This window comes from Bacillus sp. 22190, from assembly GCF_052045575.1.
Taxonomy (GTDB): Bacteria; Bacillota; Bacilli; order Bacillales; family Bacillaceae; genus Bacillus; species Bacillus altitudinis.
This window is the reverse complement of sequence record NZ_JBQEPF010000001.1, coordinates 206390-232296: the sequence shown is the minus strand read 5'-3', so window position 1 is coordinate 232296 and position 25907 is coordinate 206390. Positions and strand designations below refer to the sequence as shown.

26 protein-coding genes and 1 pseudogene are annotated in these 25907 nt (G+C 40.5%); 16 read left to right on the top strand and 11 right to left on the bottom strand.

Going from position 1 to position 25907, the window contains the following annotated elements; all coding sequences use genetic code 11:
* Positions 1–317: 317 nt before the first annotated feature.
* The 3 genes from ACTJKA_RS01245 to ACTJKA_RS01235 all read left to right on the top strand — a co-directional run bounded on the left by ACTJKA_RS01245 (position 318) and on the right by ACTJKA_RS01235 (position 2643).
* Positions 318–731, top strand: coding sequence for a MarR family winged helix-turn-helix transcriptional regulator (locus ACTJKA_RS01245; protein ID WP_026050165.1), 414 nt, complete (start codon positions 318–320; stop codon positions 729–731).
* A gap of 15 nt (positions 732–746) precedes the next feature.
* Positions 747–1934, top strand: coding sequence for an MFS transporter (locus tag ACTJKA_RS01240; RefSeq protein ID WP_007497577.1), 1188 nt, complete (start codon positions 747–749; stop codon positions 1932–1934).
* Between the two features lie 109 nt (positions 1935–2043).
* Entirely contained in the window at positions 2044–2643 is a 600-nt protein-coding gene (locus ACTJKA_RS01235) for an undecaprenyl-diphosphatase (RefSeq protein WP_046526711.1), read from the top strand.
* A 33-nt stretch (positions 2644–2676) separates the two neighbouring features.
* On the opposite strand, the gene ACTJKA_RS01230 is transcribed toward ACTJKA_RS01235, so the two are convergent.
* Complete coding sequence (locus ACTJKA_RS01230) at positions 2677–4068, bottom strand: MFS transporter (RefSeq protein WP_216099183.1); 1392 nt, start codon at positions 4066–4068, stop codon at positions 2677–2679.
* Positions 4069–4244: 176 nt separating this feature from the next.
* Here ACTJKA_RS01230 and ACTJKA_RS01225 point away from each other — a divergent pair.
* The 5 genes and pseudogenes from ACTJKA_RS01225 to ACTJKA_RS01205 all read left to right on the top strand — a co-directional run bounded on the left by ACTJKA_RS01225 (position 4245) and on the right by ACTJKA_RS01205 (position 8371).
* Positions 4245–5133, top strand: a pseudogene (locus ACTJKA_RS01225) (transporter substrate-binding domain-containing protein).
* Positions 5134–5174: 41 nt separating this feature from the next.
* Complete coding sequence (locus tag ACTJKA_RS01220) at positions 5175–5852, top strand: amino acid ABC transporter permease (protein WP_007497584.1); 678 nt, start codon at positions 5175–5177, stop codon at positions 5850–5852.
* Positions 5853–5862: 10 nt separating this feature from the next.
* A complete protein-coding gene (locus tag ACTJKA_RS01215; protein ID WP_216099184.1) occupies positions 5863–6603 on the top strand; it encodes an amino acid ABC transporter ATP-binding protein in 741 nt (246 codons plus the stop codon).
* 193 nt (positions 6604–6796) lie between these two features.
* Positions 6797–8005 carry an ammonium transporter gene (locus ACTJKA_RS01210; protein ID WP_008343343.1) on the top strand — a complete coding sequence of 403 codons (1209 nt, stop codon included), beginning with the start codon at positions 6797–6799 and terminating at the stop codon, positions 8003–8005.
* Positions 8006–8023: 18 nt separating this feature from the next.
* On the top strand, positions 8024–8371 hold the full coding sequence (locus tag ACTJKA_RS01205) for a P-II family nitrogen regulator (RefSeq protein ID WP_007497589.1): 348 nt from the start codon (positions 8024–8026) through the stop codon (positions 8369–8371).
* 85 nt (positions 8372–8456) lie between these two features.
* On the opposite strand, the gene ACTJKA_RS01200 is transcribed toward ACTJKA_RS01205, so the two are convergent.
* The gene (locus tag ACTJKA_RS01200; RefSeq protein ID WP_007497590.1) at positions 8457–9353 is read right to left on the bottom strand and encodes a peptidoglycan DD-metalloendopeptidase family protein; all 897 of its coding nucleotides are present in this window, start codon (positions 9351–9353) and stop codon (positions 8457–8459) included.
* Between the two features lie 127 nt (positions 9354–9480).
* Here ACTJKA_RS01200 and ACTJKA_RS01195 point away from each other — a divergent pair, with 127 nt between their 5' ends.
* The gene (locus ACTJKA_RS01195) at positions 9481–9978 is read left to right on the top strand and encodes a GNAT family N-acetyltransferase (protein WP_008343345.1); all 498 of its coding nucleotides are present in this window, start codon (positions 9481–9483) and stop codon (positions 9976–9978) included.
* Between the two features lie 236 nt (positions 9979–10214).
* On the opposite strand, the gene ACTJKA_RS01190 is transcribed toward ACTJKA_RS01195, so the two are convergent.
* From ACTJKA_RS01190 to ACTJKA_RS01180, 3 genes are read right to left on the bottom strand one after another with little or no spacing between them, the layout of a single operon-like run.
* The gene (locus ACTJKA_RS01190) at positions 10215–10745 is read right to left on the bottom strand and encodes a TlpA family protein disulfide reductase (RefSeq protein WP_007497592.1); all 531 of its coding nucleotides are present in this window, start codon (positions 10743–10745) and stop codon (positions 10215–10217) included.
* The gene (locus ACTJKA_RS01185) at positions 10742–11311 is read right to left on the bottom strand and encodes a MauE/DoxX family redox-associated membrane protein (RefSeq protein WP_039962976.1); all 570 of its coding nucleotides are present in this window, start codon (positions 11309–11311) and stop codon (positions 10742–10744) included. The genes ACTJKA_RS01190 and ACTJKA_RS01185 overlap by 4 nt, the downstream gene beginning before the upstream one ends.
* A 1-nt stretch (position 11312) precedes the next feature.
* The gene (locus ACTJKA_RS01180) at positions 11313–13112 is read right to left on the bottom strand and encodes an ABC transporter ATP-binding protein (protein WP_171465856.1); all 1800 of its coding nucleotides are present in this window, start codon (positions 13110–13112) and stop codon (positions 11313–11315) included.
* Positions 13113–13210: 98 nt separating this feature from the next.
* Here ACTJKA_RS01180 and ACTJKA_RS01175 point away from each other — a divergent pair, with 98 nt between their 5' ends.
* Positions 13211–13720 (top strand): thiol:disulfide interchange protein, encoded by a 510-nt coding sequence (locus ACTJKA_RS01175; RefSeq protein ID WP_144683470.1) that lies wholly within the window; start codon positions 13211–13213, stop codon positions 13718–13720.
* A 48-nt stretch (positions 13721–13768) separates the two neighbouring features.
* On the opposite strand, the gene ACTJKA_RS01170 is transcribed toward ACTJKA_RS01175, so the two are convergent.
* On the bottom strand, positions 13769–14167 hold the full coding sequence (locus ACTJKA_RS01170) for a hypothetical protein (protein ID WP_007497596.1): 399 nt from the start codon (positions 14165–14167) through the stop codon (positions 13769–13771).
* 516 nt (positions 14168–14683) lie between these two features.
* Between ACTJKA_RS01170 and ACTJKA_RS01165 the strand changes: the two genes are divergently transcribed.
* The 4 genes from ACTJKA_RS01165 (at position 14684) to rpsN (ending at position 16959) form a co-directional block, all read left to right on the top strand.
* Positions 14684–15106: a DUF5362 family protein gene (locus ACTJKA_RS01165; protein ID WP_058213515.1), complete on the top strand. Its 423-nt coding sequence runs from the start codon at positions 14684–14686 to the stop codon at positions 15104–15106.
* Between the two features lie 140 nt (positions 15107–15246).
* Positions 15247–15396 carry a 50S ribosomal protein L33 gene (gene rpmG / locus ACTJKA_RS01160; protein WP_003214771.1) on the top strand — a complete coding sequence of 50 codons (150 nt, stop codon included), beginning with the start codon at positions 15247–15249 and terminating at the stop codon, positions 15394–15396.
* Positions 15397–15476: 80 nt separating this feature from the next.
* Entirely contained in the window at positions 15477–16673 is a 1197-nt protein-coding gene (locus tag ACTJKA_RS01155; protein ID WP_008343361.1) for a GTP-binding protein, read from the top strand.
* Positions 16674–16689: 16 nt separating this feature from the next.
* Complete coding sequence (gene rpsN / locus ACTJKA_RS01150; protein WP_008343369.1) at positions 16690–16959, top strand: 30S ribosomal protein S14; 270 nt, start codon at positions 16690–16692, stop codon at positions 16957–16959.
* 254 nt (positions 16960–17213) lie between these two features.
* Here the strand turns inward: rpsN and moaA are convergent, their stop codons facing one another.
* Together moaA and fdhD are read right to left on the bottom strand one after the other, a co-directional pair.
* Positions 17214–18221, bottom strand: coding sequence for a GTP 3',8-cyclase MoaA (gene moaA / locus ACTJKA_RS01145; RefSeq protein ID WP_017360030.1), 1008 nt, complete (start codon positions 18219–18221; stop codon positions 17214–17216).
* A 10-nt stretch (positions 18222–18231) separates the two neighbouring features.
* Complete coding sequence (gene fdhD / locus ACTJKA_RS01140) at positions 18232–19020, bottom strand: formate dehydrogenase accessory sulfurtransferase FdhD (RefSeq protein ID WP_052320294.1); 789 nt, start codon at positions 19018–19020, stop codon at positions 18232–18234.
* A gap of 134 nt (positions 19021–19154) precedes the next feature.
* On the opposite strand from fdhD, the gene ACTJKA_RS01135 reads away from it, so the two are divergent.
* Entirely contained in the window at positions 19155–20420 is a 1266-nt protein-coding gene (locus tag ACTJKA_RS01135; RefSeq protein ID WP_268359789.1) for an L-lactate MFS transporter, read from the top strand.
* Positions 20421–20502: 82 nt separating this feature from the next.
* The gene (locus ACTJKA_RS01130; RefSeq protein ID WP_268359787.1) at positions 20503–22851 is read left to right on the top strand and encodes an FdhF/YdeP family oxidoreductase; all 2349 of its coding nucleotides are present in this window, start codon (positions 20503–20505) and stop codon (positions 22849–22851) included.
* A 51-nt stretch (positions 22852–22902) separates the two neighbouring features.
* On the opposite strand, the gene ACTJKA_RS01125 is transcribed toward ACTJKA_RS01130, so the two are convergent.
* The 3 genes from ACTJKA_RS01125 to spoIID form a co-directional block, all read right to left on the bottom strand.
* Positions 22903–23577 carry a VWA domain-containing protein gene (locus ACTJKA_RS01125; RefSeq protein ID WP_171465861.1) on the bottom strand — a complete coding sequence of 225 codons (675 nt, stop codon included), beginning with the start codon at positions 23575–23577 and terminating at the stop codon, positions 22903–22905.
* Between the two features lie 81 nt (positions 23578–23658).
* Positions 23659–24357 (bottom strand): VWA domain-containing protein, encoded by a 699-nt coding sequence (locus ACTJKA_RS01120; protein WP_375830738.1) that lies wholly within the window; start codon positions 24355–24357, stop codon positions 23659–23661.
* Between the two features lie 324 nt (positions 24358–24681).
* Positions 24682–25704: a stage II sporulation protein D gene (spoIID, locus tag ACTJKA_RS01115; RefSeq protein WP_008343381.1), complete on the bottom strand. Its 1023-nt coding sequence runs from the start codon at positions 25702–25704 to the stop codon at positions 24682–24684.
* Between the last annotated feature and the right edge of the window lie 203 nt (positions 25705–25907).

Below are 25907 nucleotides of genomic sequence, written 5' to 3'. Positions count from 1 at the left end.
AAGTGTGAAATGAGATCCGTATCAATATTATCCATTTTCAGCGGCGCTTGTTCGTCTTAATTTCTCATCCATTAGGTAGCAAATGCCAAACACGATCCCTCACCTCAAACACTCTCTTTGTCAGGTTTGTAACAGTGTATTAGCATTGCATAGGGAATATGCTAAAAATGAAGATGGGACAAGGGATTTATCAGAAAAGACAAAACAAAAAATCATTTCGAGTGCCGAAAATTTTCACTTTACAAGCATCGGTGTAACACGTAAAATAGGAAAGGTGATTTTATTTACCTAGATAAATAATGAATAAAGGTGAGCCTATGGATACGTTAAACAGAGAGTGTTTACATCAAATACATCAAAGCGCGCGGCTGCTGTCTAAAAAAGCGAACGAAGCGCTTGCTGCTTATGACTTGTACATGTCCCAGTGGACTGTACTTTTTTGTTTGGATACATTCGGTCCTAAAACGCAAAAAGACATTTGGACCTATTTGAACGTCGAAGCACCGACGATTACCAGAACCGTGACGCGTCTAGAAGCAAACGGCTGGGTGAAACGAGTCCAAGGAAAAGACAAACGTGAGAATCTCATCGTCATGACAGACGATGCAAAAGCAAAGTTTAAAAAAATCAAACAGACGATGGAACAATTTGAAGAAGAATGTCTTTCAGATTTTACCTACGAAGAAAAACAACTCCTCCATACACTTTTACACAAATTATCAACTGAATAGGAAGTGACTTACACCATGAACGAACGCATTTGGACAAAAGACTTTATCATGATTGTCCTGGTGAATTTATTTACATTCACCTCTTTTTATGCCCTTTTGACACTACTCCCCATATACACAATGGATGAATTAAATGGAACAGAATCACAGGGCGGCCTCCTTGTGACGGTCTTCTTATTATCAGCAATTGTGACAAGACCATTTTCAGGGGCCATTATTGAGAAATTCGGCAAGAAACGCATGGCGATTTTTTCTTCAACGGCTTTTGCCCTGCTCACTTATTTATACATTCCAATTGATCAATTCCAAACACTTCTCATGTTGCGTTTCGTGCAAGGAATCTTCTTCAGCATTTTGACAACCGTAGCAAGTGCTATTGCAGCTGATATGATTCCGAAACATAAACGAGGAGAGGGTCTTGGATACTTTGTGATGTCGATGAACCTCGCCGTGGTCATCGGTCCGTTTATCGCACTGAATCAAGTCGGAAAAGTAGGATTCCATTCTTTATTTCTGCTCTTTTCCATCATCGTCTCCATCGGTGCAGCTTTCACGATGCTGATTAGACAGCCAGAGCCTGAAAACGGCGGAAGTGTCATCTTTCGATTCACTTTTTCTCACCTGTTTGAAAAAGGTGCTTTAAAAACGGCAGCAGTTGGAATCATTATCTCCTTCTGTTACTCGCCGATCATTTCATTTATTTCAGTCTATGCCAATTCCCTGAACCTAATGGGTGCAAGCAGTTATTTCTTCATTGTTTTTGCAGCTGCAATGCTTGGATCACGTCCATTTACAGGCAGACTGTTTGACCGAGTCGGGCCTCATATTGTGATCTATCCATCGATTGCTCTCTTTGCGATTGGTTTATGGATGCTGACCGCTACCCAAACAGCCACCATGCTTCTTTTATCCGGCGCTGTCATCGGCCTTGGCTACGGCTCTTTGGTGCCATGTCTACAAACACTTGCGATACAGCACTCACCAGCACACCGTACAGGCTACGCCACAGCAACTTTCTTTACCCTGTATGATACGGGGATTGCCGCTGGATCATTTGTCTTCGGACTGCTTGTCAGCTTCACAGATTTTTCAAATGTATATCTCATTGCCGGCGTTGTCGTGTTACTCAGCATGGGCGTTTTTTATTGGAGCGAACGAAAACCGCAAGAAGCAAAAGCACAAAAGGTTTCCCTATCAGAATAGGATACTGTTTTAAACTTCACTGAAAACATGCTAAAATATAGGATATTTCAAATGAACAGATAGGTCTTTTGAAAAATAGTTGGCGTTAAGCGAAAGTATAGGTGATGTTTTGAATTACGAATTATTTAAAGTCATACACGGGATGGCTCATCATTCTGAGTTTTTAGATCAGGCCATGATTTTCATTACGAAAAAGGCCATTCTCGTATATGCCCTCGTCTTATTGATTTGCTGGTTTTTAGGTAATCACAAATTTAAGAAGCATGTCTTCTTTTCTGGTGTAACAGGCATCGTGGCACTCATCGTCAATTTTGCCATTACGCTGTTTTATTATGAAGAGCGGCCGTTTGTGGCGCACAAAGTCGACACACTCATCCCGCACTCAGCAGACGCTTCCTTCCCAAGTGACCACACAACAGGTGCACTGGCTCTTTCACTAGCCATTCGATCCCGTAATAAAAAACTCGGCAATATGTTGCTTGTTTTTGGATTACTGACAGGGTTCTCCCGCATCTGGGTCGGTCATCATTATCCATTTGATGTATTAGGCAGCTTGATCGTATCGATTGTGGTTGTCTTTATCATGAATAAATTATGGAAGTTCTTTGACTCTCCAATTGACCGCATCGTGACATTTTACGAGAACATTGTGGGCAAAATTTTCAGAAGGAAGCAAAAGGACCAAGGATCAGACCTGTCCAACTCTTAAGCGGCTTGCGATAAAGTATGGAAGACCTCTCTTCTACTTTATCCCAGCCGCTTTTTTCATTGTTTGTTTCCCTCTGACCATACTCGAAAAATAAAGGCTGACGCTAATGCCGACAAGAGAAAACATGATCAATGTCCAGCCTAATTGTTCAAAATGAGAACCTGCAATTTCCTCACCAAACAGCATGCCAAGCACGGCAGATGACAGAATGGAGCCAAGGTACCTGCATGTTTGAAAAAGCCCAGAGGTCGTGCCAATCATTTGTTGAGGACTCGCTTTTAACATCGCAGCTTGAAGCGCAACATTTCCAATCCCGTAACTGAGTCCAAGCAAAGCAAGAACCAGTCCTTTCCCCCAGAATGGCGCAGGAATAAAAAAGAAAGTCATGGCGGAAGCGCCGGCCAGCATCAGCACAGCACTTGCCAAAACAGGATGCCGTTCATCGCCGCGATCTACCCACTTGCCAGTCAGCGGCGATACCATAATGCTCACGCCAGACATGCAAAGCATAAAGAGACCCGTCATCTCCACACGCCAGCCCAATTCATCCTGAAAATAACTTGGCAAGCCAAAAAAGAGACAATAGAAGAAAATATTCAAAATGATAAATTGCACATACACAAGTGAAAGCCGTTTCTCCTGCCTGAACATCCGAATTTGGATAAATGGTTCATCCACCTGATGCTCCCACCATATAAAAGCACCCGCACTCACAAGACAGAGAATGCCCTGCACATACTGAATACCATCAGATAGTGATAATAAAAAAGAAAGCAAAAGGACAATACAAACTGTAAATAGAAACATCCCTGGCAAATCAAGCTTTCGGACAGTGTCTCCGATACGCAATTTTTTCTTCTTCTCCTTAGGAAACAAGGAAAGGCCTAGAAAAAAACTAATCAATATGAATGGCAGATTCACTAAAAAGATCGCCGGCCAGCTGCCGATCGTCATCAAAAACCCGCCAAGTGTCGGACCAAGTGCTGTCATCGCTGAAGCAAAAATAGACAATACCGCTAAAGCAGAAGCTTGTCGTTCCTTCACATGATCCCGAATCAGTCCAACACCTGAAGGATAGATCGCACTACTTCCAATCGCCTGAAGAAGCCGGATTACAATCAGCACCGCAAAAGTCGGGGCAAACGGCGCACAAATGGCTGAGACTGCCACTAGAACTAGTCCAAATAAAAATAAAGTTCTCCGGCTCATCACATGATCTCCAATTCGTCCACTCACCGGCTGCGTGACCGCGCTGGCCAAATAAAAGGTTGAAATGAGCCAAGATACCGTCGTAAACGACAAACCGAACTCATGCTGAATTTGATGCAAGGCTAAAGAAATCATTGAGGAATTCAGTGGATTTAACATCGTTCCAAAAGCAATCGCCGTTAAAAAGACTTTTCGGTTGTTTTTCCATTTGTTCATACACCCGCCCCCTTCTTTTGACATACACGTTCTTTGTCTATCTCCTCGTTATTATGAGATTCATTTCCCTTTTTTACCCTTAGCAATTCAAGTTCTCTCTCCGAAAAGCAAGACATACATTCTAAAAAGGGCAAGTGTTGGAAAAGCGCATATAAAATTGAGAATATGAGGAACAAATGGTAAGATGCTACACATATTTAAAAGCCTACTTTCTCCTTATACGGAGAACGGCTGAAAAGGAGGAGATAGCTTATTATTAAAAAAAGACGGTTTTGGGTCCCAGCCCTTTTCTCGGTTGCAGTATTACTTCTGTCTTCGTGCGGTTCAAATGAAACAAATGGGAACGGAGATAAACGTAATTCTACAGCGAAAGGGTCGCCGATTTTGGAAGATGGGAAATTTATTTTTGCAGCATCAGGTGAATTCCACCCATTCAGTTACATGGATGGAAACCAGATGTCCGGCTTTGATATTGATGTCGGCAATGCGATTAGTGACAAGATGGGCCTAGAGCCTGTACAGAAAAAATATAAATTCGCAGGCATCGTCGAAGGCGTCAAAGCAGGCAAATTTGATGCGGCCGTTGCAAGTCATACCATCAACGAGGAACGAAAAAAACACGTCCTTTTTTCTCAACCGTATTACTACTCCGGGCCGCAAATCTTCACAAGACCCGGCGCAGACATTCACAGTGCAAATGACTTAAAAAACAAAGAAATCGCTGTCTCTAAAGGTTCGTCCTATGCGGATATTGCCAAAGAACATAGCGGGCAGGAACCAAAATATTACGACAGTGATGTTGTCGCTTTAGAAGCACTAGCCAACGGCAAACACGATGCGGTCGTCACTGATTTTGCCACAGGTGCAGAAGCCATGAAGAAAAAACTTAAAATTGAAGCACAAGAAAGACTCGGGCAAAGTGAGCAAGCAATCGCTGTCTCTAAAGACAATAAAGAACTCATGAAAGAGATCAATGATGCGATTGATGCACTCAAAAAAGACGGAACATTAAGACAAATTAGCGAAAAGTATTTTGACGAAGATATTACCGTCAAACAGGATTAAAACCACGATTGTGCGCCTTTCTCTAGGCGCACTTTCTTCAAATGGAGATGATTGTTTTGCCTACCTTATCACACTTTTTTCAAACGCTGATTGATTCTAGAGGCGTTTTCTTAGAAGGAATGCTGCTCACCTTACAACTCACTGTCATCAGTATTTTCATCGGCATGTTCATCGGGCTTTTCTTTGCCTTACTAAAAATATCCCGCGTGGCCGTTTTCGGTTATATCGCAAATGCCTATATCTTCCTTGTACGCGGGACACCACTCATTGTGCAGATTTTTATCCTGTATTTTGGGCTGACAGAATTAAATATACCCGACTTTTGGGCAGCCTCTATTGCGCTTGCCTTCCATAACGGTGCCTATATAGCAGAAATATTCAGAGGGGCGATTCAATCAATCGATCAAGGTCAAAAAGAAGCAGGACGTTCTCTTGGCATGGGGCGATTTCTAACCATGAGACGTATCATTCTACCGCAAGCGATGCGGCGCGCCCTTCCCCCTCTCGGCAATCAGTTTATCATCGGCTTAAAAGATTCATCACTTGCTGCCTTCATCAGCGTCAATGAACTCTTTAACATAGCCACTACTCAAGGCTCCAACAGTTTTGACAACATGACGTACTTACTTGTCGTGGCTGTCTATTACTTAGTTCTTGTCCTGCTGTTAACATTCGCTGTGCAAACCGTTGAGAAGAAACTATCAGTCAGTGATCATTAGGAGGAGAAGCATGACAGAATCAAAAGAAATCATTCGTGTTGAAAAACTGAATAAATACTTTGGAGAGCTGCATGTCTTAAAAGATATCGATCTCACTGTATATGAAAATGATGTCGTCGTCTTAATTGGTGCAAGCGGCTCTGGGAAAAGCACCTTGCTCCGTTGTATGAATTTTTTAGAAATAAAAAATGACGGTCAGATCATCATTGATGGCAGTCCCGTTCATCCAAAACGAGATCAATTAAACGAAATGAGGCAGAAAATAGGCATGGTGTTTCAGCATTTTAATCTCTTTCCGCACAAAACCGTGCTTGAAAACATCATCGAAGCACCGGTCATGGTGAAAAAAACAAAGAAAGCACAAGCGATAACTGAAGCCAATATCTTATTAGAGAAAGTCGGACTAGCGGATAAAGCAAAAGTGTACCCTTCAAAGCTATCAGGCGGTCAAAAACAGCGCGTTGCCATCGCACGAGCTCTCGCCATGAAGCCCGATGTCATGTTATTTGACGAGCCTACTTCTGCGCTGGACCCAGAGCTTGTAGGCGAAGTGCTGCTAACCATGAAAAGTCTTGCCAAAGAAGGCATGACAATGGTCATCGTCACTCATGAAATGGGATTCGCAAAAGAAGTAGCTGACCGAGTTGTTTATATGCATGAAGGACGAATCGTCGAACAAGGTACCCCATCAGAATTATTTGATTCTCCTCAAGAGGAGCGAACCAAATTGTTTCTCAGTTCGATTTTATAGGTCAAACGCCCTTTATTTTTCGTGATTCATGCACGTTTATTCTCATTTTTTACGAACTTTTCATCCATTTATATTGATAATGACCAAAAAACCATGTTAGATAAACTTACATGAATATGTTATATATGACTTTTCTCTCTATAATGAAGAATTAAGAAATCTATTAATTCTGAATGATTCGGGGGAATGCAGCATGCAAATGGGTGATACAGTATTTATGTTCTTCTGCGCACTACTCGTGTGGTTAATGACACCGGGTTTAGCCTTATTCTACGGAGGACTTGTGAGAAGTAAAAACGTGTTAAGTACGACAATGCACAGCTTAACCTCACTAGCCATTGTCTCTATCGTCTGGATCGTGTTTGGCTATTCACTGGCCTTTGCGCCAGGCAATGCATGGATTGGAGGCTTTGACTGGGTTGGACTAAAAGGCGTTGGCTTTGAGCCTGGTTCATATAGTGATACGATTCCACATTCATTGTTCATGATGTTCCAAATGACCTTTGCCGTCCTCACAACAGCCATTATCTCTGGCGCGTTCGCTGAACGTATTCGTTACTCAGCGGTGGTCGTGTTTACACTCCTTTGGGTCACATTTGTATACGCTCCAGTCGCACACTGGGTATGGGGTGGCGGCTGGATTGGAGAAATGGGAGCACTTGACTTCGCCGGTGGAAACGTCGTCCACATATCATCCGGTGTGGCTGGTCTAGTCGTAGCCATTGTTCTCGGGAAGCGAAAAGAAGCGGCAAGTTCTTCTCCGCATAACTTGATCTACACACTTCTTGGTGGAGCTGTGATTTGGTTTGGCTGGTTTGGGTTTAACGTAGGAAGTGCCCTCACATTAGATAGTGTCGCCATGTATGCCTTTATTAACACGAATACAGCAGCTGCTGCAGGAATCATCGGCTGGCTGTTAGTCGAATGGATGATCAACAAAAAACCAACGATGCTAGGTGCAATCTCTGGAGCCATTGCAGGCCTAGTAGCGATTACGCCTGCCGCAGGCTTTGTCACACCATTCGCTTCGATTATCATCGGAATCATCGGCGGAATCGTTTGTTTCTGGGGCGTCTATTCACTTAAAGCCAAGTTCGGCTATGACGATGCACTGGATGCGTTCGGTCTCCACGGAATCGGCGGTACTTGGGGAGGCATTGCTACAGGCCTTTTCGCCACTACATCTGTCAATGATGGTGGAGCCAACGGCTTATTTTACGGCGATCCAAGCTTACTTTGGAAACAAGTTGTCGCCATCGTGGCCACATACGTCTTTGTTGCAGTTGTCACATACGTGATCATCAAAGTCGTCAACATCTTCTTCAAGATTCGCGCAACTGAAGAAGAAGAATCAGTCGGTCTTGATTTAACGATGCACGGCGAAAAAGCATATCAAGATTAAAGAAAAAGGGGTGTCTCTATGAGCAAAATGTATAAAGTGGAGATTGTCACACGTCCAGCTAATTTTGAAACATTAAAGGTGGAGCTTGGAAAGATTGGTGTCACCTCGATTACCTTTTCCAATGTGCACGGCTGCGGTTTACAAAAGGGACATACGGAACTATACCGTGGCGTCAAAAAGGAAAGCAATGTGTACGAACGTTTAAAGATTGAAATCGTCTTAAGCAAAGTACCTGTTGAACAGGTCGTGGAAACAGCACAGAAAGTACTGCGTACAGGCGAACCAGGGGATGGGAAGATTTTTATATATGAGATAGAAAATACAATCAACATTCGGACAGGTGAAGAAGGACCTGCCGCCTTATAGCATCCCCTCCGCCATATGGCGGAGGTTTTTTAAAGAGAGAAAAAAACCTCTGTGCATTTATCTACACAGAGGATCTGACATGACATTAAGATTGTTTTGTTTCTTCTGACTGACTGCGGTCTTTAGAGGAATCAGAAGACTTTTCTTGATCAGAGGATTTCCCCTTCTCATCAGACTTATCTTCAGATTTTTCTTCAGCCGGCTCTTTTGCCTTATCGTCAGCAGCAGGTTCCTTCGTTTTTTCATCAGCCTTTGGCTGAGCAGGTTCTTTTGCTTCTTCCGTCACTTCTTGCGCTGCTTTTTCAATGGAAGAAACAGGCTTATCAATGAAGCTAAGTGGATTAAGCGCTAAACCTTCCATACGAATTTCAAAGTGAACATGGTTGCCGCTTTCAGCACCATATAGATTCTTACCAGAAGCACCGATGACATCATTCTGCTTTACTTCATCGCCTTCTTTTACACTCACTTGAGACAACGATTGATACACAGTAGACAATCCATCTTCATGTTCAATTTCAACAACGTGACCGAGAACTGGATCTTTTTTCGCCTGAACGACTGTTCCACTAAGAGCAGCTGTGACATCAAACACTTTGCCATCTTTATCTGCAAGATCAATACCTTTGCTTAAGGTATAGGTGTTATTATAGTTTACAAGTGCTGCTTCTTTTTCTTTTTGATCAGCATCTGCTTCATAGAACTTTTTCACGACAGAAACATTCTCAGAATTCTGGACCGGCATAGCGACATTTTCAATTGGCTTTCCAACTTCAACGGCATCATCACGCTGTTCTTGTCCTGTTTGATTTCCATCAGATAGTTGGTCTTTCACATCTTTCGATACAGCTTGATACCAAAGAACGGCTGTTAACACGACCGCTGCGCTGACCAAGTAAATAGCAGGGAATACCCAGCGCTTACGGAAAAATTGCTGAACTTTTGTGATTTTGGAAGTACGTTTCTTTTCTTCCTCTCTCATTTTTCATCACCTCAGCAACATTCTGAACACTTTTCAAAAAATATATACACACGAAATCATTTTTCTTTTTATTTTGCGCAATCGCATCAATAATATGTATGATGAATGAAAAAAGATGGGGGTACATATGGTGAAAACTTTCAACCGCATGGCAACAGAAGATGACCTCAAAGAGATCGTCGATATCTACAATTCAACGATTGCTTCAAGAGAAGTAACGGCCGATACAGAACCTGTTACAGTAGAAGACCGCCGTCAGTGGTTTTTGAATCATTCAGAGAAACGTCCTCTCTATGTGAAAACAGATGAGGAAGGAAATATCTACGGCTGGCTCAGTTTTGAAACGTTTTACGGGAGACCTGCATACAACGGTACTGTTGAAATGAGTATTTACTTGAACCAAAACTATCGAGGAAAAGGTTTAGGGTCACTGTTCTTACAAGAGGCGCTCGAATTGGCACCCTCATTAGGCATCCGAACGTTACTTGCCTTTATTTTCGGCCACAACGAAGCCAGCATCAAATTATTTAAGAAGCACGGATTTGAGACTTGGGGACATTTGCCACGCATCGCAGAAATGGACGGCAATCGGTACGACTTAGATATTTTAGGAAAAGAATTATAAACTGAGCGTCTCTTGAAGAAAGAGACGCTTTAGATTGTTGACAAAGGGCTAAAATGAACTTGATTTTAGCCCTTTGTTTTCTTTTCAGCGTGATAGAAAACCTTTGCAGCCCGAGGAAGGACGAGTACTGGCGCGGAGCGAATGTCACATTCGTGAGCACCAGCACGCAGGACTGACAAAGAATGCGAGGGTTTGTCTACACGCTGGAGCGTCTCTTGAAGAAAGAGACGCTTTTTTTATGAAGCATGCACCAACTGCTCAAATTGCTTCGCATTTTGAAGCGATTTTCTTTTCAGAATGATACCATGTTCATCAATCAGAAGCGCTTGCGGAACAACTGTTACTCCATACAACTCCATAATTTGTGATGAGCGCATATAAACAGCTTGCTCCGGCAGCAATTGAAGAAGCGAGGCATCATCGGCTTGTTCATCTCCATTAATAACAATCACATGAGCATCATCATGTGAAGTTTGAGGCTGCACATCAGACAAAATACTTTTACAAGTCATACAAGTAGAATTCACAAATAACAGCATCACAGCTCGCCCATTTTGCAAATACTCCTTCAAGATCACCTTTTCACCTACATGCGAATAACTGCGAAATAACGGAGCCGGGTCACCAATATCCGCTTCCTTCAATTCAATTCCATCAAGGGACTTTATTTTATTCATAAATCTCCCGATAAAACGGGCAAGCAAAAAAACGACAGCCAGCTGGGCAATGACAATTAATAACACAATGATTAATAAAATATCTGTCACTTCATTTTATCTCCTTCTATAATTGATCCATCTGCAATCTGGAATGAGTCGATCCACTTTCGCTTCAATAGCACAATTTCTTGGCTGACCGCTATGATCAAACAGACAGCCGCTGCAATGAGAAAACAAATCATTTTCAACCGCAATGAAATCATTTCAACACTAGGATGTACATAAAATAACCCTGCCACAAGAGTAAGCATCAGCAGATTGCGAATCACAATCCCCCAATGCAGGCGATCGTTTTCCAGTAACCCTCCACAACCGCACGAAATATCACGATGCCCCCTCATTAAATTGAACGTAACCGCTCCAGTATAAATACATAACAGGGCTGTAAGGCCAATTGCAGGCAGGACAGACATGTTCCATATAAACAAATGAACCGTACAAACCAATTCAATCAACAAAAATAAATAAAACATAGGTGCCGCGAAAGAAGGCGGCAGCAGCCGATAAGCATTGATCTGCTGGACATGTGCCTTCTGTTTCCTTGCTTTATCGAGCCATGCACCCGCAAAAATGATTCCTAGTAAATAGACGCCTATGAAATAAAAGACACTCACCTTACACCATCTCCTTTTGTTGAAATAGTTGAGATTGTGCCTCGTACAGCCTTCTGTACTCTCCGTGCAACGCCATCAGTTCATCATGGTTGCCCTCTTCTATGAAAGCACCATCTTTCATGACGATGATACGGTCTGCTAAGCGGGCCGCTCCCATACGATGTGTAATAAACAAAACCCCTTGATCCTGCGTATGATCGAATAACTTTCGAATGAGCGAGATCTCCGACAATGGATCGAGAGCAGAGGTCGGTTCATCTAAAATAACAAAATCACTTTCTCTAAAGAAGGTTCTCGCCATCGCAAGCTTTTGCCATTGTCCGCCAGACAATTCATGTCCTTCTTCAAAAAAGCGACCTAGCTGCGCATCATATGTGTCATCCATTTCATTAATTCTTTTCTCTATACCTGCTTGACGGGCGGCTGAAATCAACCGCTCTTCCTCTTCTATATCATCAATACGGCCAAACCCTATGTTTTCTCTCACAGTGAATTCGTACTTCATAAAATCTTGAAAAAGAACAGCCATTCTCGCATGATAGGTCTTTTTATGGATGGTGGAAATATCCTCTCCATTGACTTTGTGCATATTCTGTTGATCTGGATCGTATAAGCCGGTTAAACATTTGATTAAAGTGGTTTTACCGGACCCATTATCTCCTACTAATGCAATTCGTTCACCTTTATTCATATGAAAATGAATATGCTCAATCGCTGGTTTTTTCATATTCGGATAAGTAAAAGAGAGATTGTCTAATGTAATGGACTGGATATGCTCAATTCCCTGAAGCGACGCTGCCTCTTCCGTCTGTTCATGCATTTCCTCTTCTCTCTTTAGAAAAGCTCTCATTTCATCAACATATAGACTCGTTTCATATAAACTAGAACATTCCCTCGTTAAATCTTGAAACCCACTTTGAATGTTTTGTACAGCTTGTAGCACTGCAACAAACGTACCCGCAGCTAATTTTTTTTGAAAAATAAGAAAGACAATCAATAAACCACAGCACACATAGGCCAATGTCATGAGCAACCCGCCTGCCATCTCCCAGCGCACTTGGCGTTTCAGCAAATTATATTTTTCATCTGCACTTTTAACGTAGTGACCTCTCCACTTTTGAAGAAGATAATTCCCTATTCCATATAAACGAACTTCCTTTAAAGAATCTCGCTGTGCGACGAGATCAGATACATACATTTCTCTTCGATCATTAGCCGTTAACAAACGATTTAATCGATAACGTGCGCCTCCAAAGAAAAGTTCAATCCATAATACAGGCAAGGTAAACAAGAACAATATGACCGCTAAGCCCCAATGAATACCGATCATATAAATAAGAAGTGATACAACAGTAATCAACGCGCTCATCATTGTAAAAATACTTCTCACCATACTGAGAACATGCTGATGACTGTTCATCACACGTTGACTTTCATTGTAAAAGGACGGGTGCTCAAACGTAATAAACGGCAGTCTTATCGCTTTTTGAAGCAATTCACCTTTCAAATGCAGACCAATCAGATTTGTCGCTTTCTGTTGACTAAGCTGAAGAATGAATTGAAGTCCATATCCTAAAATCACAATGACCATTTGCAGTCCAAATAACCACAAAACCTTTTGGATGTCACCTGAAGACGTCATAAATAAAATAATTTCATTAATCAAAGTTTGAATAATCCAGACACTAGCCAAAGGCATAAAACCAACGATCACTTGAATGAACAAAGTTAAAAGAAGATAAGAACGACTTTTTTTCCAAGTATAGGAGATTGCATATAAACAATGGTTCACTGTACTCATGAGATGCTCCACCTTACAACATTTAGTATAATTGACATATTTTTGATATTTGTAATATGATAGCTTTGCGTAACTTCACTTTGAGAGGACGATATACGATGAATTCAATTTTTCTTATACAGCTCGCTCTTATGATTTGCAGTCTTCTATTAACGGCTGGAATTATCATCTATTTAAAACAACAGATGCAGCTTATCATTTTACCTATAAAACACGTGGGGCAGAAACTTGCGCATCCACTTCTCGAACAGCCATCACCCATTCACATGAATGATCTGCTGCAAACAAATCGTACACAACAATTACTGATCTTCACTGACACAGCATGTCCGCACTGCATTCCATCACTCGAACAATTCCTAGAAACAAAAAAGCAGCGTAAACTAAACGTTTCATTGAGTATTTTGTTGAAAAACGGGCAAAAAAAGGACCAAGAATTATATCGTGATAACGAAACAAACTTGCGAATTATTCCGGTAGACGAACAATTGATAAACGCATTCCAAATTCAGGAGTTTCCGTTCTACATCATGGTAGAAGACAATGATACCATCTCATATGCAGCACCTTTTCCAGACGGTCTTTATTCAAGACTAGCTGCAAACTAAAGATAAATGAGGCATGTGAAGAGCATCAAACACATGCCTCATTTTTTATTATTGTGAATTTGGCTGAACATCCTTCCCTTTTTCCTCTGCAGCGATTTCATTAGCTTCGCTTGAAGCGGATGTTTGTTCCTCAGCTTGTTCAAACTCACTGCGAGCTTCATTTGAAATGTCAACTTGATCACCGTGCTGATTCACAGTAACGGAAGAAGACCCCTCTTTTTGAACCTCTTTCTCTAGTTCCTTTAATTTAGAAACATGAAGCTCTAAATCTTTTCCTTGCTGAACTAAAGTCAGTTGTTGAAATAACGCCTTTCTCTCTTCTGGAGAATGGTCGCCTTGAACAATTTGCGCTGCTTGGGTCAAAAAAGAATTTGATGTATGGCCAGCTTGACGCTTATTTGACGTCTGCATAGCATTTGTTACTAATGAAATTGGAGTTATGCTCATGCGTTCACACCCTAATAAATAAGATACTTAAATTTAGCAGCCACATTTAACGCGTTCTTGGCTAGTACAAATCTCACCTGTGTCACGATCCACATAGTAACGGAAAGTTCCAACGCCTTGAAGGAAACAAGTTGGTGCTGATTGGCAAGAAGTTACCAATCTTTGCAAAATACATCTAGCAGCTGCAGGTTGAACATTGGTCATTTTGTTTAAAATTCGATCTAACATATGAATTCCACCTTCCAATTTTTATGGTAATACAATACAATAATAACCAATTGATAGACAACTAACAACATATTTTGATAAATTTTCTAATTACTTCAAACTACTTTTCTTATTTATGACAAAATTTTTCGATTATAATTGTAGTAATTGTTACTTTTTTCTTATTCGAAAATAATTTATTTATCCATAAAAAGTAAATAAAAGATAGAAATAAGGTCAATTCACTCTTCCTAAAGTACTACTTGCTCAGGTATGATATAGAGTGAATACATAAAGGAGTGAACACAATTGCAACAAACTGAGAAAATCATTCAATCTCTTCATTCAATAACAAAGTGGGGAAAGGTTGGGAGCATCTTTCTTTATATTTCAGGTGGTCTATCCATCCTCAGTGGATTTTGGCTTGTTCTTCCTGCTGCCATTGGCGTTTTTCTGATTATGATGGGAATTCATGTCCAAAAATCCGTGAAAGCAGCTGAACAATTGATTCAAGCGTCTGATACTTCTTACGAAGAATTATTGGAACAATATGCTAAGATGATGAAAATGCAGACACTTTTTGCCATTTCAAGTATTGCCGCAGTTATTCTCTCATTCATCGCTATCGTTTTGATGTTTATACTAGGCGGGCTAGCCTTTCTCCAAGAGCTTCCTACCGATGTCCAACAGTACGAAGATTATTACGAAGAAGAACTTGGTGACTTTTATTAATAGAAAGGGGTATCAATAAAATGCGATACCCCTTTTTTATTTGAGTTGGCATAGCCTTGATACTAAACTTGACAATCAGCCTTTATCATTTTAAAATACAAATCGTAATCATTACGGAATAAAGGAGGGTTATAGCACTTATGCGCGTGAAAATCACCTTAGCCTGTACAGAAACAGGTGACAGAAACTATATCACTACAAAAAATAAACGAACGAACCCAGACAGATTGGAGTTAAAAAAATATTCTCCACGATTAAAGAAATACACCCTTCATCGGGAAACAAAATAATTTTTGGGATTCAAATCGTAACAATTACTATTTAAGCGAGGCGGCATACAAAATGATTATGTTCAAAAGGACTAAACCAAATGGATAAGAGAATACCTGTCACAGTTCTAAGCGGCTTTTTAGGAGCTGGAAAAACCACGATATTAAATCATGTTCTACAGAATCGTAAAGGGCTAAAAGTAGCTGTTATTGTCAATGACATGAGCGAAATAAATATTGATGCAGAATTAGTTAAGCAAGGCGGAGAACTCTCTCGATCAGATGAGAAACTGGTTGAACTATCTAATGGTTGTATTTGTTGCACATTGAGAGAAGATTTATTAATTGAAGTAGAACGCCTTTGTAAGGCTGGGAATATCGATTATATTGTCATTGAATCTACAGGTATTAGTGAACCAATTCCTGTCGCTCAAACTTTCTCTTACATTGATGAAGAAATGGGCATAGATTTGACACGTTTTTGCAGATTAGACACGATGGTAACGGTGGTAGATGCAAACCGTTTCTGGACAGATTTCCAGTCAGGAGAAAGTTTATTGGATCGTAAAGAAGCAGTTTCAGATGATGATGAACGAGAGATTTCCGATTTACTTATTGATCAAATTGAATTTTGTGATGTGCTCATTATCAATAAATGTGATCTTGTATCAGCATCAGAACTAGATCGGCTTGAGCACGTGTTAACCAAACTTCAACCAGAAGCAGCCATTATTAGAACCTCTAAAGGTAACGTACAGCCTAGTGATATTTTGAATACTGGTTTATTCGATTTTGAAAAATCTAGTGCTTCTGCGGGCTGGATCAAAGAAATTAATGCTGGACACTCTCAGCATACGCCTGAAACAGAAGAATACCAAATCTCATCTTTTGTTTATGAAAGAAGGCTTCCTTTTCATACTGGCAGACTGAATGCATGGTTAGATCAAATGCCAGAGCAGATTGTTCGAGCGAAAGGATTTACATGGCTAGCGACACATCATGATTTAACCATTTTAATTTCACAAGCCGGAAAATCTGTTGCAATTGAACCAATCGCATACTGGATTGCTGCCTTGCCTGAGCAAGAACGATCACGGATCTTAAATCAGGAACCAGAAATTTTAGATGAGTGGGATGCAGAGTTTGGTGATCGACATACAAAACTTGTCTTTATCGGTGTAGATTTACCTAAAGCAGATATTATTCGTACACTAGATCAATGCTTACTCACACCTGAAGAATTTGATCAAGATTGGACAACGTTTGAAGACCCCTTTCAATGGAACATACACACTTAAACCAGGAGGGTTTTAAATGGCAAAGAAATCAAAAATAGCAAAAGAAAAAAAGCGGCAGCAGCTCGTTTTGAAATATGCACAATTAAGGAAAGAGCTAAAAGAAAAAGGTGACTATGAAGCTTTGCAGAAACTACCTAGAGACTCTTCACCCACTCGCTTAAAAAACCGCTGTGAATTAACTGGCCGTCCTAGAGGTTACTTGAGAAAATTTAAAATGTCTCGAATTGCTTTTCGTGAGCTTGCCTATAAAGGACAGATTCCAGGAGTGAAAAAATCGAGTTGGTAAAAATTGATTTGATCTTAGCATAGTTCCTGTAAATGTAAAGCAGGACAAAATGAATAAAAATCTTTTTTTCATCCTTACTCCGTCAATTTTGAGGTACAAAATAGCATTTTAAAAAAACAGCAGAATCTCTGCTGTTTTTTTATGGGGATGAGCTTATAGGAAAGATTGTCCTGATGTTAAAAGAAGATTTTCAACAGTGATTATAGCATTTTCTCTTCTTTTCAAAAATCGATGATCATGATACTTTGTTGTCATTACCCGCCGATGTAGGACATCTCAACTTTTTTCTGATCTTTCTTTTGCTCTCTCTCAGCTGAATATTGATCCTGTCTGTTTGACCAAAGTTCCTTCAATATGTTCACTAGATATTCATCATTTTCTGAATTACGGATGAATCGTCTCAGATCAAAACCCGATGATGCAAAAAGACAGGTGAATAATTCGCCACGTGCAGATAGTCTAGCTCTATTACACGATCCACAAAAAGCATCTGAAACGGAAGAAATAATGCCAATCTCTCCTGACCCATCCTCATAAAAATAACGCTTGGCTACTTCACCTTGATATCGAGGGGGTTCTGGTTTGATAGGGTATTTTGAATGAATTAGCTCCATAATCTCTTTTTTCGTCAATACATGCTTGAGATTCCATTTGTTCGTATTGCCAACATCCATGAATTCAATAAATCGTAGAATGTGTCCTTCTTTTTTAAAATAGGCTGCCATTGGTAAGATATCTTGATCATTCACACCTTTTTGGACAACCATATTGATCTTAATAGCAAGTCCAGCTTTTTTTGCAGCCTCTATCCCATCAAATACTTTTTGGATAGAAATGTGTCTTCCATTCATCTGCTTAAAACGATCTGGATTTAAAGAATCTAAACTAATGGTGACTCTATTCAGACCTGCTTTCTTTAGCTTATCTGCGTACAACGGTAACAGCGTTCCATTGGTTGTCATCGCGATGTCTTCAATACCTGGAATTTTTGCGAGTTTTTCTATCAAAACGGGCAAATCTTTACGCATTAAAGGTTCACCACCCGTAATACGTAATTTCACCACACCTAATTCCTTTGCAAAAAGCGCAGCAAGTCGTTCAATTTCCTCAAAGCTAAGCAGCTCTTCTTTATCTAAAAAAGGATAATCTGGTCCAAAGATTTCAGCAGGCATACAGTACGTACATCTAAAATTACAGCGATCTGTTACGGATATTCTTAAATCGCGCAATGGTCGATGTCTTTTATCCAAAATACTGACCATACTTAGCCTCCTATTCTGTAATACGCTGATAATGAGTATAGATATTAAAAGATTCTCCTCTTACGAATCCAACTGTTGTTATATTTAATTCTTCTGCCATTTTAAGTGCTAACTCAGTAGGAGCTGATTTTGATATGACGATTGATACTCCTAATTTTGCTGCCTTCAACAGAACTTCAGACGATATCCGGCCGCTAAATACAAGGATTTTATCTCTCAGTGGGATTTTATGAAGTAAACAATATCCATAGATTTTATCCAACGCATTATGCCGTCCTATATCCGTCCTAGTGATGAATAGCTTTTCTGTATCACACAGTCCAGCATTATGGACACCACCAGTATGTTGAAATAACTGACTTTCCTCCTGTAAACATTTCATTAAATGAATACAAGTTTCAGCAGAAATACTGATTCGGTCAATGGCTGTTTTTGCCGTCTTCACATCTTGGAGAAAATAAAAATGTCTTCCTTTCCCACAGCAAGATCCGATCACTCGTTTTGTAAAATCTGAGGATTGGAACTGAGTTGAGTGATGTAAGTCAACATATGCAAAACCCATACTTTCATCTATTGTAAACCTTTTAATCTCTTTTTCAAATCGAATGACTCCTTCTGAAGCTAAAAAACCGATCACCAATTCTTTCAAATGATCCGGTGAACAAACGAGTGTGACAAACTCTTCACTATTCACCAGCACGGTTAAAGGGAATTCTTCTACAACTTCATCTGTTTTACATGTCATTTGACCTCTGCGATATTGGTGTATGCGTCGTTTCGTTTTAACAGAAGGATTCATGATCTGATCTTCCTTTCAACACAAATTTAGTTATATGAACCAGACGAATTGTGATATTATTTTAAAAAGTCATAAAAATGTAACATATTTCTATCTTATCAAACTTTTTGTTTGCTTTATATGGAGGGAACACAATGAACAAAACAAAAAACCGTTGGCTTATCGCTACAAGTGCTGTGGGGATTCATTTATCTATCGGATCTGTTTATGCATGGAGTGTTTTTACGAATCCTTTACATCAAACCTTTCAATGGTCATTAACAGAAATAAGCCTGACATTTAGCATCGCTATTTTATTTTTAGGTTTATCAGCTGCCTTTATGGGGCATTTCGTTGAAAAGTATGGGCCGAGGGCATCAGGGCTCTTCTCAGCTATTTTCTTCGGCATTGGGATGACTGGATCAGGGTTTGCTGTCCATATGTCTTCATTACCTCTCCTCTATTTATTTTATGGTGTACTCGCTGGAATCGGATTAGGTGTAGGCTATATTGCTCCAGTATCCACATTAGTCAAATGGTTTCCAGATCGAAGAGGACTCGCAACGGGTTTAGCCATTATGGGCTTTGGGTTTGCTTCTCTGATTTGCAGTCCCATTATTCAATTTCTCATTGAAAAAGTTGATATTGCAAATACCTTCTATATTCTCGGAATCTCTTATTTTATCATCATGGTCGTTTCATCTCTTTATTTATCACCACCAACACCTGATGATGTCAAACAATTTAACGTGCTAAAAACAAGCCAAAGGAAAATTCCTCAAGATTTATCACAGCTCACCGCAAATGAAGCCATTAAAACACGGCGCTTTTATTATTTGTGGATCATGCTCTTTATCAATATCACATGCGGAATTGCTATTATTTCTGTAGCATCACCGCTTGCTCAAGAAAGTGTTGGTTTCACGGCCGGTGCAGCAGCTACTCTTGTTGGAATTTTAGGTGCTTTTAATGGGCTAGGACGGATCGGATGGGCATCCTTCTCTGATTATATCGGAAGGCCAAATACGTATACGATTTTCTTTACTATACAGCTCATTGCTTTTCCCTTACTTCCCAACTTAAAAGAACCGCTCATCTTTTCAATCGTGATGGCAATCATTTATACGTGCTATGGAGGAGGGTTCGCTTCAATTCCAGCCTATATCGGAGATTTATTTGGTACGAAGCAGCTAGGTGCCATACACGGTTATATTCTCACCGCTTGGGCCGCTGCTGGTTTAGCAGGACCTTTATTTTCCTCCTTTATTCGTGACATTACAGGCAATTACACACAAAGTCTCATGGTCTTCTCTGGCCTATTTTTCATTGCGTTTATCATATCTCTTCTCATTCGGAAGGATATTAAACAACTTCGTGAATCAAATCTTACTGCTCCTTCTTCTGTCACGATCCACTCTTAAGATGAATTTGACAGAATGACAATCTACAGGTAATTTTTAGATATGAAAACGCTTTACAAAGTAATAGGAGGGTGACGATATCATGGGAAAAACAAAACACAAGGGGCCTATTAAACTCAACAAAAAACCCTCACCAAAGCTATGGGCCTCTTTTGCTCCTATGGGGCTTGGAAAAGTAAAACCGAAACACATTCGAGACACAATGAAAGTGGCATGGGAGAACAAAGATAACCTCCCCTATGCGTACCGTATTTTGACTCAGGGCGTTTGTGACGGCTGTGCTCTTGGTGTATCAGGTTTATACGATCAAACACTAGCAGGACCCCATATATGCACAACAAGACTGAATGTGCTACGGCTTAACACAATGCCAGCTATTGATCCAAAATGGTTCGAAGATATTGAGCGGCTCAAACAAATGGATAGCACGTCTCTTCGAAAACTTGGGCGTATTCCTTATCCACTGATTCGAAAAAAAGGTGAGAATGCCTTTACACGCATTTCTTGGGATGGTGCATTAGATCAAATCGCCGCTAAAATCAAATCGATTGATAAACGTCAACTTGCTTTCTATTTAACGGCTAGAGGGATTACAAATGAAGTGTACTATACTGCGGCGAAAGCTGCGCGATTTATTGGAACAAATCATATCGATAATGCTTCTCGTATTTGCCATTCACCAAGCAAAACCGCTCTTAAACGCTCCCTTGGTATAGGTGCATCCAGCTGTAATTACAGTGATTGGATTGGAACAGATGTATTGATATTTTGGGGATCTGTTGCAGCAAACAACCAGCCGGTTTCGACTAAATATATGTACGCCGCTAAAAAGAAAGGAACCAAGATCATTGTCATCAATCCATATAAAGAGCCTGCAATGGAAAAATATTGGGTCCCTTCTATCCCAGAAAGTGCTTTATTCGGCACAAAAATAGCGGATGATTTTTATCAAGTCAATATAGGCGGCGATATTGCGTTTATGAATGGTGTCATCAAACATTGGTTTGAAATGGAAGAGCAAGCGCCTCATTCCGCTCTTGACCATGAATTTATCCAAGCGCATACAACCGGCATAAAAGATGTAAAGCAGCATGTCACTCAGTTAAAATGGTCGGATCTCGAAGCATCGTCAGGCTTATCTAAAGAAAGAATGAAGGAATTCGCTGTACTGCTTGCCAATGCCAATTCAGGGGTGTTTATTTGGAGTATGGGTCTCACTCAGCATCGCTTTGCCACTGATAATATATCACAAGTCGCAAACCTTGCCATGTTACGTGGATTTATTGGCAGAAAACATTGTGGCGTTATGCCGATTCGTGGCCATAGCGGTGTCCAAGGTTCAGGCGAAATGGGTGCTGATCCATTCGTATTGCCCGGCAGTGATTTTGATGAAGAGAATATTAAAAGAATCGAGAAGATATGGGGATTTGATATTCCAAAATGGCATGGTGACACGATTGGGCAATCATTTGAAAAAATGGCTCTTCCAAAAGAACACCCGCAAAAGCTGAAGATGCTGTTTACTAGCGGTGGAAACTTTTTAGAAACGATGCCAAATCCTGAAGCGATTGAAAAAGCACTATCCGAACTTGAACTCCGTGTCCATCAAGATATTATTTTGAACACCTCTACACTAGTAGAAGCAGAAGAGACTGTGATTGTTCTGCCTGCAATGACAAGATATGAACAGCCAGGCGGCGGTACATCAACCAGTACGGAACGCATGGTGTATTTCAGTCCGGAAATTGAAGGACCTCGCATTGAAGAAGCCAGAGCTGAATGGGACATTTATATTGACCTAGCAAAAAGAGTTCGCCCAGAAGACGCGAAGTTGATTCATTTTGACCATGCTGAAGACATTCGCCGTGAGATTGCCATCGCAAATCGGAACTATGATGGGATCCAACATTTGCGTCATAAAGGGGATGTCTTTCAATGGGGTGGCGCATGGCTTTGCGAAGATGGGGTGTGTCCAACAACGGATGGAAAAGGACACCTGCTTCCAGCACAGCTGCCTCAATATCGAAAAACTGAGGGACATTTCAATATCACGACAAGACGAGGCAAGCAATTCAACTCTATGATTTACAGTGAAAAGGATGCCTTTAATGGCGGAAAGCGTCATTCTATCTTGATGAATGAAGAAGATGCGAAAGAGCTTTACGTCCAAGAAGGCGATCCTGTTGTCCTTTTCAATCAATATGGATCCTACCAAGGAGTGGCTCAATTCGGAGAGCTGAAACGTGGAAATATTGCAGTTTATTGGCCTGAAGGAAACGTGTTAATACCAAAAGGAGTTTACGAAAGCTATTCCCAGATCCCAGAATACAATACCACCGCGATATTAGAAAAAGCCGAAACCTTTCATGCAAGAAAAGATCAGCACTACGTGGAGAAACGGATTGATGAATTAGAAACGACTTTAAATTGATCCTTTATGAAAAAACAGCTGGGGGTTTCTCCCCAGCTGTCTATTCACATCTTATTGACCAAAAGAGTTCGCTTCTTTTTGAAGAATATGATTTAATTCTTCTGCATTTGCTGCTGGTTGATATTGTCCACCACCAGCTTTGGCAACAGATTTTAGACTTTTTGCTTCTTTTTCATTTACATCGAAGCCAATGATATTGACGATTGTGTCAATACCTTCTTCATGTAATTGCTTCGCTACTTGTGATGGGCTTCCGCCGCATGTTTCCTCACCATCGCTGACAACATATACAATATTTTTTCCTTCAGCTTGGTGATCTTCAAAATCTTGTTTCGTATCAGTTAATGCTTTGGCAAGTGGTGTCCAGCCTGTTGGACCATACACATTTAGCGCTTGTTGAAAGGTTGCTTGCTCATATGTTCCAAATCCATAAACTGCTTCGGAACTTGCACAAGAAACAGCTTTTCCTGCATTTTTATTCGTTCCTTCATGACCAAAAACACGAAGCAAGACTTGTGTATCTTCTGATAAAATACTTGCGAAACTTTGGATCGAGCGTTTTGCGATATCAATTTTCTTTTCGCCTTCAACCGATTGTGCCATGCTTCCGCTTAAATCAAGTAAAATCACCACATGAGCAGGCTCCTTTTTCGTTACAGCATGAGCTGGTGAAGAAAGAAGCAGAACAAGACTCGCTAAAATGGTTAATATAATATTTCTTTTCATTAAAAAATCTCCCTTTTTTTCATTTGTACAGAAAAAGAGAAACGAAAGCATCAATCAATCGTTTCCCTTTTCTTCAGCAAGTTATTCGTGTAGTTTTAATGATTCTGCTGTAAGGATAGAACCCATTTCTTTCCCAGTGCTTGCTTGGTAGTAATGACCTTTACCAGCTTTAGCTACTTGCTTCAATTGACCTTCATAGCCATCGTTAAAGTCTAATCCAATCACATTGACTACAGTAGATCCCTTTGAGTTATGAAGCTCTTTCGCTACTTTCACTGGATCTCCACCACAAGTTTCTTCACCATCAGTAATTAAGTACACAATGTGTTTTGTTCCCTTATGAAGCTGCTTATCCGCTTGCTTTGCACTTTCAAGAGCACGTGCAATCGGTGTCCAGCCATTTGGTCCAAGACCGTTTAGAGAGTTTTCGAAACTATCCTTTTCATAAGGCTGAACGCCATAAACGCCTCTAATGACTTCACATGATTGAGCTTTACCTGAGTTTTTGTTGTTGCCTTCAGACCCAAACAAACTCATACGGATTTTAGCATCTCTCGGAAGAGACTGAGCAAATTTAAATACCTCTTGTTTTGCTAAATCGAATTTGCGCTCTCCATCCACTTTTCTTGCCATACTTCCACTTGCATCAAGTAAGATCGTCACTCTTACATCTTTCTTATGTTTTTTGGCTGATGCTGCTTCTGCAAATACTGGTGAAGAGATTGACATTGATAATGTCAATACAGCTAAGGTTACGAGTGTAAATACTTTTTTTAACATGCTTTTCCTTCCTCCTTATGTATTTGATTGAAACATCTTAATCGTAAAATATTCTGTCTTGGAATGGTATAGGACTCGATCCCTTTTTCTCTTTCATCAAAATCACTAAAATTCTGTCAGATGTCTAGATATATTCACCTAACGACTCTTTTGTCACCCTCGTTTTCTCATTCTTTCGAGGGGCTTTGTATCGGCCATCGGTTCTTGTCGGGATGTAAATGTTTAAGATTTCCTGAGGTGCGCCTTAAGTCGCAATTTGTCACATTCTGTTCAAACCTCTTCACACATAAAAAAAGATGCCCCCATTTTGAGGCACCTTTGCTTTTATTTCTTAGCCATATATGTGTTCAGAAAGCGATCAGCTGATTCAATTTTTATCCCTTGATAATAATGTTTCACGATCGCCTCTACTTTTTTGCCTGACTGTGCCATATAATGTGCACCATACTGACTCATGCCCACACCATGGCCATACCCTTTTGTCGTAATCACGATTTGCTGACCCTTTCGTTCCCATGTAAAGTCTGCAGAGTGCAATCCTAGTGATTCGCGAATGTCTCTGCCCGACAATGTTTTTCCGTTAATGACGGCTTTGGCTACTTGATTGCCTGGTGTTCGTTCTACAATTTCTCCCACCTGCTGCTGGCCAAGGGTCACACCCAGTTTTTGCTGAAATTCGCTCACTGTGATGGTTTTCTTGTTTTGGAATTTGGGTGATTTTTCGTCCCATTTGCTTGAGACGCTTTTCAAATAAGGGATTTCATTTTTCCAATAAGCTTCTGCATTTTCGGTTTTCCCATTACTTGTCGAAAAGAAGGAAGCATCAATTGGTTTTTCGTCATACGTCAGTACTTTCCCTTGTGTACTGGCGACCGCTTCTGTGACCTTTTTTAATTTCCAATTGTACGCTTTTCCCCAAATTTTCTTCAGTTCCTGTTTATTTTTGTACACTTGGAACATTTGGGTGTCATCTACAAGGGAACCTTGTGGAGATTTGACGGTTTTATCAATGATCATTTGTCTGACGATATACGTTCTAGCGGCGAGTGCCTGTGCCTTGAGCGCCTCTATTTCAAAATCGGCTGGCATTTCAGAAGCGACGACACCGATCACATACTCTTCTAAGGGGATGTTTTCTACCTGCTGATGCGCTGAACGGTAGACGGGAATGGAGACGGGTGATTGTTTCAATTTGACTGAACCTTTCACTTCTTTTTTAACTGATGGTTCTGCTGCTACGTGTTGGCTGGCTGCTGGTTTTCCTTGGAACGTCGGCAACACTAGTAAGGTTGGAATCATTAAAATGATGATGCAAATTCCTGCGATTGTCCATATCATTGGTTTCATATTGGCTGCCCCCATTTGTCATTGAATCTCTTTTATCCTATGGGCAAGGACAAGCTAATATGACAGCTTCTTTCATTCATTGGACAAGTCTTTTGGTGATACGCTCGCGCTCTTCATCATTTGATTTACTGTTCGTCTTTATGAATAAAATTTAAAATGATTGGATACACTAATGATAAGCTTTTGAAAATGCAACCAGTCTA